General features: G+C 69.7%; 12 protein-coding genes. 11 read left to right on the forward strand and 1 reads right to left on the reverse strand.

The genetic code is table 11. The annotated features are described in order from the left end of the window. The first annotated feature begins 98 nt into the window (after positions 1–98). The 11 genes from ACZ7L0_RS11660 to ACZ7L0_RS11710 all read left to right on the forward strand — a co-directional run bounded on the left by ACZ7L0_RS11660 (position 99) and on the right by ACZ7L0_RS11710 (position 13,311). On the forward strand, positions 99–758 hold the full coding sequence (locus ACZ7L0_RS11660; RefSeq protein ID WP_471242265.1) for a hypothetical protein: 660 nt from the start codon (positions 99–101) through the stop codon (positions 756–758). Further along, positions 746–1,774, forward strand: a complete 1,029-nt coding sequence (locus ACZ7L0_RS11665; RefSeq protein WP_471242266.1) for a hypothetical protein — start codon at positions 746–748, stop codon at positions 1,772–1,774. Before ACZ7L0_RS11660 ends, ACZ7L0_RS11665 begins: the two co-directional genes overlap by 13 nt. Positions 1,775–2,514: 740 nt before the next feature. Then, entirely contained in the window at positions 2,515–3,204 is a 690-nt protein-coding gene (locus tag ACZ7L0_RS11670) for a hypothetical protein (RefSeq protein ID WP_471242735.1), read from the forward strand. A gap of 184 nt (positions 3,205–3,388) precedes the next feature. Next, entirely contained in the window at positions 3,389–4,777 is a 1,389-nt protein-coding gene (locus ACZ7L0_RS11675) for a nitrate/nitrite transporter (protein ID WP_471242267.1), read from the forward strand. An 85-nt stretch (positions 4,778–4,862) separates the two neighbouring features. Continuing rightward, positions 4,863–6,023 carry a uroporphyrinogen-III synthase gene (locus ACZ7L0_RS11680; protein ID WP_471242268.1) on the forward strand — a complete coding sequence of 387 codons (1,161 nt, stop codon included), beginning with the start codon at positions 4,863–4,865 and terminating at the stop codon, positions 6,021–6,023. Between the two features lie 148 nt (positions 6,024–6,171). Beyond that, a complete protein-coding gene (locus ACZ7L0_RS11685; RefSeq protein ID WP_471242269.1) occupies positions 6,172–6,765 on the forward strand; it encodes a CGNR zinc finger domain-containing protein in 594 nt (197 codons plus the stop codon). A 329-nt stretch (positions 6,766–7,094) separates the two neighbouring features. Beyond that, positions 7,095–7,616 (forward strand): sigma-70 family RNA polymerase sigma factor, encoded by a 522-nt coding sequence (locus tag ACZ7L0_RS11690; protein ID WP_010039908.1) that lies wholly within the window; start codon positions 7,095–7,097, stop codon positions 7,614–7,616. A 50-nt stretch (positions 7,617–7,666) separates the two neighbouring features. After that, positions 7,667–8,440, forward strand: a complete 774-nt coding sequence (locus ACZ7L0_RS11695; RefSeq protein ID WP_471242270.1) for an anti-sigma factor family protein — start codon at positions 7,667–7,669, stop codon at positions 8,438–8,440. Positions 8,441–8,594: 154 nt separating this feature from the next. Beyond that, complete coding sequence (locus ACZ7L0_RS11700) at positions 8,595–11,003, forward strand: HelD family protein (RefSeq protein WP_471242271.1); 2,409 nt, start codon at positions 8,595–8,597, stop codon at positions 11,001–11,003. A 316-nt stretch (positions 11,004–11,319) separates the two neighbouring features. After that, a complete protein-coding gene (locus ACZ7L0_RS11705; RefSeq protein WP_471242272.1) occupies positions 11,320–12,735 on the forward strand; it encodes an NAD-dependent malic enzyme in 1,416 nt (471 codons plus the stop codon). Between the two features lie 294 nt (positions 12,736–13,029). Then, positions 13,030–13,311: an HU family DNA-binding protein gene (locus ACZ7L0_RS11710; protein ID WP_361452885.1), complete on the forward strand. Its 282-nt coding sequence runs from the start codon at positions 13,030–13,032 to the stop codon at positions 13,309–13,311. 259 nt (positions 13,312–13,570) lie between these two features. Here the strand turns inward: ACZ7L0_RS11710 and murA are convergent, their stop codons facing one another. After that, on the reverse strand, positions 13,571–14,911 hold the full coding sequence (gene murA / locus ACZ7L0_RS11715) for a UDP-N-acetylglucosamine 1-carboxyvinyltransferase (protein ID WP_471242273.1): 1,341 nt from the start codon (positions 14,909–14,911) through the stop codon (positions 13,571–13,573). Positions 14,912–15,033 lie beyond the last annotated feature (122 nt).

Genomic DNA, 15,033 nt, shown 5'->3' on the forward strand with positions numbered 1-15,033 from the left:
CCGACGAGTTGAGGCAATCCGCCCTGGTGCCCCCACCGGCGACCTCGGTACCGTATCGCCTGCTTCACCCACCCCGAACGCCCCACCAGGAGCCCACCGTGACCCGCCGCCCCCGCCTGCTCCCCACAGCCGCCGCCGGAGCGATGGCCGCACTTCTCCTCACCGGTTGCGGCGGGGGCGGCGACGGCAGCTCGAAGGACAACGACAAGATCGCGGGGGCGGATACGGGGGAGACGGCGTCGGCTTCGCCGAGTGCTTCGGCGTCCGCTTCGGCTGACCGGCCGAAGATCACCTTCCCGTCCGACGCGGAAAACATCTTCGAGGATCAGAAGACCGGTGACGCGACGAAGGACGCGGTGCTCGCGGACAGCGCCCTCAGCGTCAACTCCATGGACGAGGCGATCTTTCAGGGAAGTGCGAGCACGAAGGCTCTCGGCTTCTACAACACCGACAAGGCGCTGAGCTCGGCGATTGCGTACGTGCAGGGATACATCGACAAGAACGACACCTGGATCGGCAAGACTCGGTACTTCGACCGCAAGGTGACGCTCTCAGGAAAGAACGAGGCGTACGTCACCTACTGCTCCGACGAGAGCAAGTCCTTCCTCAAGGACAAGAAGACCAAGAAGGTCAAGAACACGCCGACATCGGCGGACAGTTACGTGCTGTACCACACCAAGCTCACCAAGAACGCCCAGGGCGTTTGGCAGACCACTGACATCGTTTCGAATCGGGGGGACAAGGCGTGCCAGCCGTAGGCAAGTTGGCGAGGATCACGACGGTTCTTTCACTCGCCTGTGTATCCCTGTTGATGTCTCCAACCGCCTATGCGGGTGGGCGTGGCGACGACGGAAACGCGGGCCAGACGGAGCAGCACGGCAACGCCAGCGACGGCACCCTTTCCTCGACCGTCGGCGTGATCGTCTACGACCGCTCCAAGAACGGCTCCGGCAGCTCCGTCGGTGCCGTCACCTCCGTCTCCTCCTGGACGCCGCCGGCCTGCTGGTACGCGCCGAAGTACACCCCCGCCCAGCTCAAGGCATACCTGGAGCCGATCTGGGGGGCGGACTCCACCGGTGCTCAGTGGGACGCCGGACAGCGGGACCGGTACGTCAACGGTCACCCGTACAAGGACTTCAACGAGGACAAGGCCGGCAAGGGCTTCTGGTGGGATTCGTACGTCAACAAGGACTTCCCGCCCGGCTGGGACAAGTGCGACGAGCCCTACTTCTGGGTCGACAAGGGTGACCCCCCACCGGCGAACATCAAGAACGCCATCACCCCCGAGATCCTCGCCGAACTCGCCTACAACGAAATCCGAGTCCCCAGCACAAAGGTGACCCTGGCCCCCGCGAACCAGACGAAGGTCAATCTCCCCACCTGGGCCTGGCTGGACGGTGCCAAGTTCAAGCCGGTCTCCGTCACCGCCTCGATCCCGGTCCTCGGCATCTCCGCGACGACGACCGCGGAACCGGTCTCCCTCAAGATCGACCCCGGCACGACGGACGCGACGACCTATCCGGCATCCGGTGTCTGCGAGATCAAGAACGGCAGCATCGGCGAGGCCTACGCCAAGGGCAAGTCCGACGAGACCCCACCCTGTGGAGTGAAATACCTCCGCTCCTCCGGCGACGGCACATACCCCCTCAAGGCCACCATCACCTGGAAGATCCACTGGACCGGAACGGGCAACACGGGCGACCGCCTTCCCGACGGCACCTTCGGGGCGACCCAGGATGTCGTGGTGCAGGAGATTCAGTCGGTCAACCGCTGAAGCGAGGTCTGTCCCACAGTCCCACCAGTCCCATCGGTCACGATCGCCGAGCGGTTGGAGGATTTGAGTCACGGCCGGAAGGCATAGCCGCAGTGGGCTGACTCAGCCGTGGCCCAAATCCCCCAATTGCACCCGCCCCACCTGCCGTCAGTCGCTGAGCCGCCCCTGCGTGCCGCCACCCCCACCCCCCACTCACCGATCGCCGCTAAGCCGTCCCGGCGTGCTGGCGAGGCGCGACCGCGCCCCCCAACCCCGGACGCGACCGCAGCCCGCACAAGGTAAAACCCTGCCCGGGACCCCGCCTTTCCGGGCCGCTCGCTCGCTTCTAACCCGTGCTGGAGCGGCCCGGGTCGAGGGTCGGCCGGAGGCCGATCGGCGAAGCCGACGCGAAGCGCCCTTGAGGCGGGCCGTGGAAGCACGACACTGCAAGGAAGCGGGCGGCCCCCACGGCAACGCCCCCATCACCGTCCACACCGTCCACACCGTCCACACCGTCCACACCGTCCACACCGTCCACACCGTCCACACCGTCCACACCTCTCTCAAGGCTCGGCCAAGTTCCCGTCAACCAGGCTTCCTTCGACCATGTCGACTCCTAACCGCGTGGAAGACTGCCCGAGTTGCGCAAGTGAAGAGAGTGAAGTGGTCGTCGATGGGGAGCAGGCGCGGTGGGTAAGCGGCGGGTGCGGAAGATGTTGCGGTTGATGGGGAGTGGGGAGCCCGTGGAGGTCACCCATGCGATGGCTTCCGTGAAGAAGCTCGCTCGGCTGGCCTTCATCGCTCAGCAGTTCGGGTACGAGTACGCCGACGCCCGGTACACCGGGTCCCGCAACAACGTGCTCAAGATGCTGATCGTGCCGGACCACAGCCCGCAGGCCCGGGCCCGCGCGGCGCAGAACTGGGCGCAGTATCCGAACGCCGCCGACGGTCTCTCCCTGCCGCCCGTCGTCCCGGACGCGGTCGAGCTTCTCAAGGCGCGGATCCAGTTCGACCTCACCGGAAAGAACGGCCAGAAGCGGATGGCCTACGGTGCCGGAGGGATCACCATCGGGCTGCTGCTCTACACGGTGCAGAAGGGCGGCGGCGCCTTGAACCTCGCCGCCGCGGGCGGTGCCTGGGTGATCTTCATGGGGATCATGGGCATCGGGTTCCTGGTGACCCGGGCGCGTAATGCCAAGTTCGCCGCCCGGCTGCGGGCCGCGGGATTCCAGCCGGTGACCGAGGAGGACGGGCGGGTGCGCTATCTGCCGCCGGGCAGCGTTTCATATGGGACTCCGTACGCACCCTCGTACGCCCCGGGGCCGTATGGCAGCGCCGTTGCGAGCCCCGGCCCGTACACCCCCGGCCCGTACACCCCCAGCCCGCACACCCCCTACGCCGCCCCGTATCCCCAGCCACACCACCCCCAGCCCCCCACCACCCCCCACTAGCCCCCTCCAAGATCACCCCCAAGATCACCTCCAACAACCTCTCACCCGCCCTCCCCCCAGGGTGAGAGCAAAGTTCCCTCGCGGTCACCCACAGCCACAGGCCGGAAACGCGCCCTCCCTACCTTCGGGCTCAGTGAGTCGTAGGCACACCGAGCACCAGCACCCGGAGCACCGTGGAGGCGTAATGACAGCCCCAGCCCGTAATACGGCCCCCGCCGCGCGCGGCAAGGGGGGCCGCTGGATCGAGCAGTGGGACCCGGAGGACGAGGCGTTCTGGAAGGAGACCGGGGAGAAGGTCGCCCGCCGGAACCTGCTCTTCTCCGTCCTCTCGGAGCACATCGGGTTCTCGATCTGGACCATGTGGTCCGTGCTGGTGCTCTTCATGGGCCCGGAGTACGGGCTGACCCCCGCCGACAAGTTCCTGCTCACGTCGATGGTCACGCTCGTCGGTGCCGTCGTCCGGGTGCCCTACACCTTCGCCGTCGCCGTCTTCGGCGGGCGGAACTGGACGATCATCTCGGCGAGCCTGCTGCTGATCCCGACCGCCGCCGCGTTCGCGGTGATGAAGCCGGGGACCTCGTTCTCCACCTTCCTGCTGGTCGGTCTGCTGGCGGGTATCGGCGGCGGCAACTTCGCGTCCAGCATGACCAACATCAACGCCTTCTTCCCGCTGAAGAAGAAGGGGTGGGCGCTCGGGCTGAACGCCGGGGGCGGCAACATCGGCGTGCCGGTCATCCAGCTGATCGCCCTCGCGATCATCGGGGCGAGCGGCGGGCCGCGCGTGCTGCTGGGGATCTACATCCCGCTGATCGTCGTCGCCGCCGTGCTCGCCGGGCTCTTCATGGACAACCTCGCCTCCGTGAAGAACGACACCGGCGCAGCCGTCGACGCCGCGAAGGACGCCCACACCTGGATCATGTCGTTCCTCTACATCGGGACGTTCGGGTCGTTCATCGGCTACAGCTTCGCCTTCGGGCAGGTGCTCACCAACCAGTTCGGGCGGACCCCGCTGCAGGCCGCGTACCTCACCTTCATCGGCCCGCTGCTCGGCTCGCTGATCCGGCCCGTCGGCGGCTGGCTCGCCGACCGGTACGGCGGGGCGAAGATCACCCTCTACAACTACGTCGGGATGGCCGCCGCGACCGCCGTCCTGGTCGGGGCCAGCATGCAGAAGTCGCTGGCGCTGTTCGTCCCCGTCTTCGTCGTGCTGTTCGTGCTCAGCGGGCTCGGCAACGGGTCGACGTACAAGATGATCCCCGGCATCTTCCAGGCCAAGGCCCTGGCCAAGGGTCTTGAGGGCGAGGAGGCGGCGGCCTACGGGCGGCGGCTGTCCGGGGCCTCCATGGGGCTGATCGGTGCCGTCGGCGCGCTCGGCGGAGTCGGCATCAACCTGGCCTTCCGGCAGTCCTTCCTCTCCTACGGCTCCGGCACGGGCGCCTTCGTCGCCTTCCTGGCCTTCTACGGCGCCTGCTTCGCGGTCACTTGGGCCGTATACCTTCGCCGTCCGGCCGGCCAAACCGCGGCGACGGCCGCCGCAGAGGCGAAGCCGCAGCTCAGCTACGCCGAGGTGTGACGTAACACCGGCGACATCAACCCGAACCGAGCCTGTCACGCGCCGTTGACAGGCTCGTTCGGCATGCAGGCCAGGTAGGAGAGCCATGTACGACGAACAGCAGCGACCAGCCCCCGGGCAGCACGGCCCCCTCGCCGGCTTCACCGTGGGTGTGACGGCCGCGCGCCGGGCCGACGAGCTCGGGGCGCTGCTCCAGCGGCGCGGTGCGGCGGTGGTGCACGCGCCCACCCTGCGCATCGTGCCGCTCGCCGACGACGGAGAATTGCTCGCCGCCACCAAGGAGATCATCGACCAGGTGCCGGACGTGGTGGTCGCCACCACCGCGATCGGCTTCCGGGGGTGGGTCGAGGCCGCGGACGGGTGGGGGCTCGGCGAGGAACTGCTCGGGCGGCTGCGCGGGGTGGAGCTGCTGGCGCGCGGGCCCAAGGTCAAGGGCGCGATCCGGGCCGCCGGTCTGAACGAGGAGTGGTCGCCGTCCAGCGAGTCCATGGCGGAGGTGCTGGACCGGTTGCTGGAGGAGGGCGTCGAGGGGCGCCGTGTCGCCGTACAGCTGCACGGTGAGCCGCTGCCCGGGTTCGTGGAGGCGCTGCGGGAAGGGGGAGCGGAGGTCGTTCCGGTGCCGGTGTACCGGTGGATGCCGCCGGAGGACATCGCGCCCGTCGACCGGCTGCTGGACGCGACCGTCTCGCGCGGGCTGGACGCGCTGACCTTCACCAGCGCGCCCGCCGCCGCGTCGCTGCTCACCCGGGCCGAGAAGCGGGGGCTGCTGGCCGAGGTGCTCAGCGCCCTCAACCACGACGTGCTGACCGTCTGCGTCGGGCCGGTCACCGCGCTGCCGCTCCAGGCGCACGGGATCGACACGGTCCAGCCGGAGCGGTTCCGGCTCGGGCCCCTCGTACAGCTGCTGTGCCAGGAACTGCCGGGCCGGGCGCGGGCGTTCCCGGTCGCCGGGCACCGGATGGAGATCCGGGGGCACGCGGTGCTGGTGGACGGCGCCCTCAAGCCCGTACCGCCGGCCGGGATGTCGCTGCTGCGGGCGCTGTCGCGGCGGCCGGGGTGGGTGGTGTCGCGGGCGGAGCTGCTGCGGGCGCTGCCGGGTGCCGGGCGGGACGAGCACGCGGTGGAGACGGCCATGGCCCGGCTGCGTACGGCACTCGGGGCGCCGAAGCTGATCCAGACGGTGGTGAAGCGGGGTTACCGGCTGGCGCTGGACCCGGCCGCCGACACGAAGTACGCGGACGCGTGAGCGGTACGGCGGGCGCGTTCGCGTAAGCGGGCGTCGAGAGCCGGTACGAGGGGTTCCGGCCGCCCGCCCGGGCAGGCAGTGTGAGAGGGAAGGTTTCCTCCTCCCGGTTTCCCCTCCCGGGTTCCCTGTCCAAGGCGGTGACAGGCACATGGCACTGGGTACGGCCACGGCCCCGTACGAGCTGCGGTTCGACGCCGGGCGGATCTGTCTGGATCTCCTCGCGACCACGCACCCCGGGGAACGGCTCGACGGGGTCGAGCCGTTGCGCGCCTGGATCGTCGGCGCCGGGCTCGTCCCGCCCCGCACCCCGCTGACGCACGCCGACGCCTCCTGGCTCGAGGGCTTCCGTGAACTACGCGGGCATATAGGACAGTTGGTGCGCGCCGGATGCGCGAACGAGGCGCGGCCGTACGACCTCGCGCTCGCCCACCTCAACGAGGCCGCTCGGCCCGCGCCCCCGGCCCCGCGCGCGGTGCGCGGCGAGGACGGCACGCTGGCCCGGGAGTTGGACGGCCCGCCGCGGTGCGCGGCGCTGCTCGCGGCCGTCGCCCGGGACGCCGTGGAGCTGCTGACCGACCCCGTCGCACGGGCGGCGGTGCGGGAGTGCGAAGGTGACAACTGCACCATCGTGTATCTGGACACCTCCCGCGGGCGTCGCAGACGTTGGTGTTCGAGCGAGGTCTGCGGGAACCGGGAACGGGTGGCGCGGCACCGTCGGCGAGCGGCTGTCGCCCGAGCCTGATTGTCCGTTAGGTTACTTACGCGTACTGGGTGCCGGTCTGGCGTCGAAGTGATTTCGACAACACCGCGTTTGCCTCCGCCGTCGCGCGGGCAGTCCCAGCCCCCTCGGCGATGTGTCGGAAATGTAAAGATCACGCGGTGGGAATGTGCGCGCATGTCCCGCTCGTCACGTCACTCCGGAGAAAAGTGTCACCCCGCTTTGAACAAGCCGCGGGCCACATCCGTACGGGTGGGCGAGCGACCGACTGGGGGAACCCCCGGACACCGGAGGTGGGCGTGCGCAAGGATGCGGCCGTGGCCAATGAACGTGGATCGAGGGCCCGACATCGCATGTCCCAGCCCTCGGAACCTGACGAGGAGCTGATGCGTGCTCTGTACCGAGAGCACGCCGGACCCTTGCTTGCGTATGTCCTGCGCCTGGTTGCCGGAGACCGGCAGCGTGCCGAGGACGTCGTACAAGAGACGCTAATCCGTGCCTGGAAGAACGCCGGTCAGCTCAATCGAGCGACCGGATCTGTACGCCCCTGGCTGGTGACGGTCGCACGTCGCATCGTCATCGACGGCCATCGCAGCCGGCAAGCCCGGCCGCAGGAGGTCGATCCGTCGCCGCTGGAGGTCATCCCCGCGGAGGACGAGATCGACAAGGCGCTGTGGCTGATGACGCTGTCGGACGCGCTCGACGACCTGACCCCTGCCCACCGGGAGGTCCTCGTCGAGACGTACTTCAAGGGGCGTACCGTCAACGAGGCGGCCGAGACGCTGGGCATTCCCAGCGGCACGGTGCGCTCTCGGGTGTTCTACGCCCTGCGGTCGATGAAGCTGGCACTGGAGGAGCGGGGGGTGACGGCGTGATGAGTGTCTACGGGGGATTCGGAGCGGGTGGTCCGGGTATGTCTGGCCCCATGAGCCCCAGGCAGGGAACCCCGGCACCCAACGAGCACGAGACCGTGGGCGCCTACGCCCTCGGCCTACTCGACGACGCTGAAGCAACCGCTTTCGAGGCGCACCTCGCCACCTGCGAATGGTGCGCCCAGCAGCTCGACGAACTCGCCGGGATGGAGCCGATGCTGGCCGCCCTCGCGGACCTGCCGGGCTCCGGTACACCCGCCATCGGCGAATCCCTGTCCGCCAAGCCCAGTCCGCGGGTGATCGACAAGCTCGTCGACGAGGTCGCCGAGAAACGCGCCCAGAAGCGCCGCCGCAGCTTCTTCATGCTGGCGGCCGCCGTCGCGCTGATCATCACCGGCCCGGTGGCCGTGATGGCGGTCAACGGCGGCGACGACTCCGGCGGCCAGACCGCCCAGCCGCTGGCGGCCACCGCCAAGGACACCTTCAACTCCATGACCGACAAGGTCACGGCGACCGACTCGAACACCAAGGTCCACGCGACCGTGGCGATGTCGAAGAAGCTCTGGGGCACCGGCGCGGTCGTGCAGCTCAGCAACGTCAAGGGCCCGCTGAAGTGCTCGCTCATCGCCGTCGGCAAGAACGGCGAACGCGAGACGATGACCTCCTGGTCGGTCTCCGCGGAGGGCTACGGCATCCCGAACGCCAAGACGGAGGAGGCCAAGCAACCGCTCTACGCCCAGGGCGGCTCCGCCTTCACACCGAACGAGATCGACCACTTCGAGGTCATGACCTTCGACGGCAAGAAACTGGTCCAGATCGACGCATGAAACCGGCCGGCGGATCCGGCCAGGCAAAGACACGACTTCCGATCAGCACAGGCGCGCAGAGGCCTGCCCGGCGAGGTGCCGGGCAGGCCTCTCGCCTCGACGGGCCCTTTTCGCGTACGGTTGACGGCTGCCCAGCACGTCAGAAGGGGGCCCGGTGGCCGCTCAGGCTCAGCAGGTATCCGCGGTCGACTCGGTTCACACCACCGGACACGATTCCGTACGGGACCGAGAGATCAGCGTCGAACAGGAACACCTCGACCGGGTGTACCGGCGCCTCGAGGAGAAGATCCACGAGGCGGAGTTCCTCATGCACGACGCGGCCCAGCGCGGCCACGTCGGCACGCCCGGCGCACTCGCCGAGCGGGACGCGCAGGTCTTCCGGGCGGGCGTCCACCTGAACCGGCTCAACAACGAGTTCGAGGACTTCCTGTTCGGGCGGATCGACCTGCTGCCCGGCAAGGACGGCAAGAAGGGGCCGGACGGCGCGTACACCGCCGTCGAGCCCGCGGAAGGGGCCGTACGCGAGGACGGCACGGCCGACATCGCCGAGACCCTGCACATCGGCCGCATCGGCGTCCTCGACCAGGACTACGCCCCGCTCGTCATCGACTGGCGGGCACCCGCCGCGGCCCCCTTCTACCGCTCCACCCCGGTCGACCCCGGGCGGGTCGTCCGCCGCCGTGTGGTCCGCTCCAAGGGCCGCAAGGTGCTCGGCGTCGAGGACGACCTGATGCGCCCCGAGCTCAAGGCCTTCCTCGACGGCCACGAGCTGCCCGTGATCGGCGACGGCGCCCTGATGGCCGCGCTCGGCCAGGCCCGTACCCACACGATGCGGGACATCGTCGCGTCGATCCAGGCCGAGCAGGACATGGTCATCCGCGCGCCCGCCGCCTCCGTGACCTACGTCGAGGGCGGCCCCGGCACCGGCAAGACCGCCGTCGCCCTGCACCGGGCCGCCTACCTCCTCTACCAGGACCGGCGCCGGTACGCGGGCGGCATCCTGATCGTCTCCCCGACCCCGCTGCTGGTGGCGTACACCGAGGGCGTGCTGCCGTCGCTCGGCGAGGAGGGGCAGGTCGCCATCCGCGCCATCGGCTCCCTCGTCGACGGCGCCGAGGCCACGCTGTACGACTCCCCGGCCGTGGCCCGCGCCAAGGGCTCGTACCGGATGCTGAAAGTGTTGCGCAAGGCGGCCCGGGGAGCCCTGGAAATGGGGCCGGGCGGGGCCGGAGCCCCGGGTGCCGGCACCGGCCGCGCGGACAGCGCCGCGCCGGGCCAGCTCGCCTTCGGCGACGTACCGGAGCAGGCCCCCGCCGGTCCGCCCACCCGGCTCCGGGTCGTCGCCTTCGGGCGGCGGCTGGAGCTGGAGGCGGACGAGCTGGACCGTGTCCGCCGTACCGCCCTGGGCGGCACCGCGCCCGTCAACCTGCTGCGCCCCCGCGCCCGCAAGCTGCTCCTCGACGCCCTCTGGGCCCGGTCCGGGGCGGGCACCCGGCACACGGACCCGGAGCTGGCCGCCGAGCTGCGGTCTTCCTTCGACGAGGACGTCAGTACGGAGGACAGCTTCATCGCGTTCCTCGACGCGTGGTGGCCCGAGCTGACTCCGAAGGCCGTCCTCGCGGCCATGGCGGACGAGCGGCGGCTCGGCCGCTGGGCCCGCCGCATCCTGAACCCCGGCGAGGTCCGCAAGGTCGCCCGCTCCCTCAAGCGCGAGGGCCACTCCGTGCACGACATCGCGATGCTCGACGAGCTCCAGGCCGTCCTCGGCGCCCCCGTCCGTCCCAGGAAGCGGCGTGAGCTGGACCCGCTGGACCAGCTCAGCGGCCTCGAGGAGCTGATGCCGGTCCGCGAGGAGTCGCAGCGCGAGCGGGCCGAGCGGCTGGCGCAGGAGCGCATCGAGTACGCGCACGTCATCGTGGACGAGGCGCAGGACCTCACGCCGATGCAGTGGCGGATGGTCGGCCGCCGCGGCCGGCACGCCACCTGGACGGTCGTCGGCGACCCCGCCCAGTCCTCCTGGTCCGACCCGGACGAGGCGGCCGAGGCCCGCGACGAGGCGCTGGGCACCCGCCCGCGCCGCCGCTTCCAGCTGACCGTGAACTACCGCAACCCCGCGGAGATCGCCGAGCTGGCCGCGAAGGTGCTGGCCCTCGCCATGCCCGGCTCCGAGTCCCCGTCGGCCGTACGGTCCACCGGGGTCGAGCCGCGCTTCGGCGTCGTGCGGGACTCGCTGGAGAAGACCGTGCGCGCGGAGGCCGAGCGGCTGCTGGACCGGGTCGACGGCACGGTCGGCGTGGTCGTCGCCATGAACCGGCGCGCGGAGGCCGCCCGCTGGCTGGCCGGGCTCGGCGACCGGGTGGTGGCGCTGGGCAGCCTGGAGGCCAAGGGCCTGGAGTACGACGCCACGGTGGTCGTCTCACCCGCGGAGATCGCCGACGAGTCGCCGGCCGGGCTGCGGGTGCTGTACGTCGCGCTGACCCGGGCGACCCAGCAGCTGACGGTGGTCTCCACCGAGCGGGACGAGCCGGACGCGGCGGGGGTGCCGGATCTGCTCAGAGACTGAGCCAGGAGGGCGGGATTCCTGTGAACCTTCCGTACGGGAATGGCTTCCGGGATCCGTTTGTTAGCCTGGGTGTGGCACCGGCCCGATCCAAGCCCCCGGGCCCAACCTTCGTCGCTACGAGCGACCACTTGCCGCGAGGCGAGCATGGCGGGTCGGTGTCACTGAACGTTCGAGAGGCCCACGTCCGATGTGACGTGGGCCTCTTTCGTTTGAGAACACAACGTTCGCAATCCTGCCTGGCTAACGCCTACTCGGCGGTAGGTGCGACGATCGGACGGCACTATTCACGACACGGTGAAAGCAGAGGAAGTCGGCCATGGCAACGGCGCCCAGCGTCTCCTACTCGATGACCATCCGGCTGGAGGTGCCCGCGAGCGGAACCGCCGTCTCGCAGCTCACCACCGCCGTGGAGTCCTCCGGAGGCTCGGTGACCGGCCTCGACGTCACCGCGTCCGGCCACGAGAAGCTCCGGATCGACGTCACCATCGCGGCCACCTCGACCGCGCACGCCGACGAGATCGTCCAGGAGCTCCGCGGCATCGAGGGCGTCACGCTGGGCAAGGTCTCGGACCGTACCTTCCTCATGCACCTCGGCGGCAAGATCGAGATGGCGTCGAAGCACCCCATCCGCAACCGTGACGACCTCTCCATGGTCTACACGCCGGGTGTCGCCCGCGTCTGCATGGCGATCGCCGAGAACCCCGAGGACGCCCGCCGCCTCACCATCAAGCGCAACTCCGTTGCGGTCGTGACGGACGGTTCGGCCGTGCTGGGCCTGGGCAACATCGGCCCGAAGGCCGCGCTGCCCGTGATGGAGGGCAAGGCGGCCCTGTTCAAGCGCTTCGCCGGTATCGACGCCTGGCCGATCTGCCTGGACACCCAGGACTCGGACGCGATCGTGGAGATCGTCAAGGCGATCGCCCCCGGGTTCGCCGGCATCAACCTGGAGGACATCTCCGCGCCCCGCTGCTTCGAGATCGAGGCCCGGCTGCGCGAGGCCCTCGACATCCCCGTCTTCCACGACGACCAGCACGGCACGGCGATCGTGGTCCTCGCCGCCCTGAAGAACGCGCTCCGCGTGACCGGCAAGGCGATCGAGAACATCCGCGTCGTGATGTCCGGCGCCGGCGCGGCCGGCACGGCCATCCTCAAGCTGCTGATCGCGGCGGGCGTGAAGAACGCCGTCGTCGCCGACATCCACGGCGTGGTGCACGCCGGCCGCGAGGACCTGGTGGACGCCCCGGCCGGCTCGGCGCTGCGCTGGATCGCCGACAACACCAACCCCGAGAACCTGACCGGCACGCTGAAGGAGGCGGTGCGCGGCGCCGACGTCTTCATCGGCGTCTCCGCCCCGAACGTCCTCGACGGCGACGACGTGGCCGCCATGGCCGAGGGTGCGATCGTGTTCGCGCTCGCGAACCCGGACCCCGAGGTGGACCCGGCAATCGCCCGTCAGACCGCCGCAGTTGTGGCCACCGGCCGCTCCGACTTCCCCAACCAGATCAACAACGTGCTGGTCTTCCCGGGTGTCTTCCGCGGTTTGCTGGACGCGCAGTCCCGGACGGTCAACACCGAGATGATGCTCGCCGCCGCGCAGGCGCTGTCCGACGTGGTGACCGAGGACGAGCTGAACCCGAACTACATCATCCCCAGCGTGTTCAACGACAAGGTCGCGGGTGCCGTGGCCGGCGCGGTGCGGGAGGCTGCCAAGGCGGTGGGGGCGGCGTCGTAGCCTGTGAGCATCGACACGGCTGGGCATTGACACGGCGCGTCGTGGAACCCGGCACCCGGAGCCGCCATCTAGGGTGTCGGCCACGCTCGGGCACTCTTTTCGTGTGACTCCCAAGGGTGTTCTCACGACTCCTACGGGTGCCGGATTGGCTTTCCCGCCGCAGGTAGGGGCAGGATGCGTCCCTGGGCGCGAGGGTCTGACGACGGACCCGGGTCCGGGGACTCACCGAGGACCCTGGCAGCATCGGCTTACGATCTCACGCCTCAACGGCAAGAAGAACACGGGAGTAACAACATGAACCGCAGTGAGCTGGTGGCCGCGCTGGCCGACCGCGCCGAGGTGACCCGCAAGGACGCCGACGCCGTGCTGGCCGCGTTCGCCGAGACCGTCGGCGAGATCGTCGCCAAGGGCGACGAGAAGGTCACCATCCCTGGCTTCCTGACCTTCGAGCGCACCCACCGTGCCGCTCGTACCGCTCGTAACCCGCAGACCGGTGAGCCCATCAACATCCCGGCCGGCTACAGCGTGAAGGTCTCCGCGGGCAGCAAGCTCAAGGAAGCGGCCAAGGGCCAGTAACCTTCGCCCTCCGTACACCACGGGACGGTGTACGGCTCACAGGACGCCGATGGGGCGGCCACCCGCAAGGGTGGCCGCCCCATCGTTTTCCGTTCCTGCCCGGGGGCGGGGGCGGCTCAGCCGAGGGCCTTGCCCGGGAGTTCCACCTTCGCGCCGAGCTCCACGAGCTTCTCCATGCTGTGCCTGCCCGGGGCGCAACCCCCGGACCCCCGGCCGGGAGCGGGCTGCCCGGGGCCGGGGTGGGGCGGTCGGGGGTGGCTCAGCCGAGGGCCTTGCCCGGGAGTTCCACCTTCGCGCCGAGCTCCACGAGCTTCTCCATGAAGTTCTCGTAGCCGCGGTTGATGAGTTCGATGCCGTGGACGCGGGACGTGCCCTGGGCCGCAAGGGCGGCGATGAGGTAGGAGAAGCCGCCGCGGAGGTCGGGGATGACCAGGTCGGCGCCCTGGAGCTTGGTGGGGCCCGACACGACCGCGGAGTGCAGGAAGTTGCGCTGGCCGAAGCGGCAGTCGGAGCCGCCCAGGCACTCGCGGTAGAGCTGGATGTGGGCGCCCATCTGGTTCAGCGCGGAGGTGAAGCCCAGGCGGGACTCGTAGACCGTCTCGTGGATGATGGACAGGCCCGTGGCCTGCGTCAGGGCCACGACCAGCGGCTGCTGCCAGTCGGTCTGGAAGCCGGGGTGCACGTCCGTCTCCAGCGCGATGGACTTCAGCTGCCCGCCGGGGTGCCAGAAGCGGATGCCCTCGTCGTCGATCTCGAAGGCGCCGCCCACCTTCCGGTAGGTGTTCAGGAACGTCATCATCGAGCGCTGCAGGGCGCCCCGGACGTAGATGTTGCCCTCGGTCGCCAGCGCCGCCGACGCCCAGGACGCGGCCTCCAGGCGGTCCGGGAGGGCGCGGTGGGTGTAACCGCCGAGCTTGTCCACACCGGTGATGCGGATCGTGCGGTCGGTGTCCATCGCGATGATCGCGCCCATCTTCTGCAGAACGCAGATCAGGTCCTCGATCTCCGGCTCGACGGCCGCGTTGGACAACTCCGTGACGCCCTCGGCGAGTACGGCCGTCAGCAGCACCTGCTCGGTCGCGCCGACGGACGGGTACGGCAGTTGGATCTTCGTACCGCGCAGCCGCTGCGGAGCCTCCAGGTACTGGCCGTCCGCGCGCTTCTCGATCGTCGCGCCGAACTGCCGCAGCACGTCGAAGTGGAAGTCGATGGGCCGGCCACCGATGTCGCAGCCGCCCAGGCCCGGGATGAACGCGTGGCCGAGACGGTGCAGCAGGGGACCGCAGAAGAGGATCGGGATCCGGCTGGAACCCGCGTGGGCATCGATGTCAGCGACGTTCGCGCTCTCCACGTACGTCGGATCGAGCACCAGCTCGCCCGGCTCCTCACCCGGACGGACCGTCACCCCGTGCAGCTGCAGCAGGCCGCGTACGACACGCACGTCACGGATGTCCGGAACGTTGCGCAGTCGACTCGGCGCGCTGCCCAGCAGGGCGGCCACCATGGCCTTGGGCACGAGGTTCTTCGCGCCGCGGACACGGATCTCGCCCTCCAGCGGGGTGCCGCCGTGGACAAGCAGGACATCGTCGTTGACGGTCATGAATCTCGCGTTCCGTGGAGTTGGGCAGGGGGTTGGAGAGACAGGGTAATCGCCGATTACCCCCCTCCCGTAAGCCCAAGGACCGCCCAGCTAGGTCATAGCTGTGTCACAACACGAACCGT

The organism is Streptomyces sp. NPDC039424, from assembly GCF_055639495.1.

Bases quoted from the DNA above. Each gene is read 5' to 3' on its own strand.
- ACZ7L0_RS11675 (WP_471242267.1), top strand. From the start codon at position 3,389: ATGACAGCCCCAGCCCGTAATACGGCCCCCGCCGCGCGCGGCAAGGGG.
- ACZ7L0_RS11690 (WP_010039908.1), top strand. From the start codon at position 7,095: ATGTCCCAGCCCTCGGAACCTGACGAGGAGCTGATGCGTGCTCTGTAC.
- ACZ7L0_RS11685 (WP_471242269.1), top strand. From the start codon at position 6,172: ATGGCACTGGGTACGGCCACGGCCCCGTACGAGCTGCGGTTCGACGCC.
- ACZ7L0_RS11710 (WP_361452885.1), top strand. From the start codon at position 13,030: ATGAACCGCAGTGAGCTGGTGGCCGCGCTGGCCGACCGCGCCGAGGTG.
- ACZ7L0_RS11680 (WP_471242268.1), top strand. From the start codon at position 4,863: ATGTACGACGAACAGCAGCGACCAGCCCCCGGGCAGCACGGCCCCCTC.
- ACZ7L0_RS11695 (WP_471242270.1), top strand. From the start codon at position 7,667: ATGAGCCCCAGGCAGGGAACCCCGGCACCCAACGAGCACGAGACCGTG.
- murA (WP_471242273.1), bottom strand. From the start codon at position 14,911: ATGACCGTCAACGACGATGTCCTGCTTGTCCACGGCGGCACCCCGCTG.
- ACZ7L0_RS11705 (WP_471242272.1), top strand. From the start codon at position 11,320: ATGGCAACGGCGCCCAGCGTCTCCTACTCGATGACCATCCGGCTGGAG.
- ACZ7L0_RS11670 (WP_471242735.1), top strand. From the start codon at position 2,515: ATGGCTTCCGTGAAGAAGCTCGCTCGGCTGGCCTTCATCGCTCAGCAG.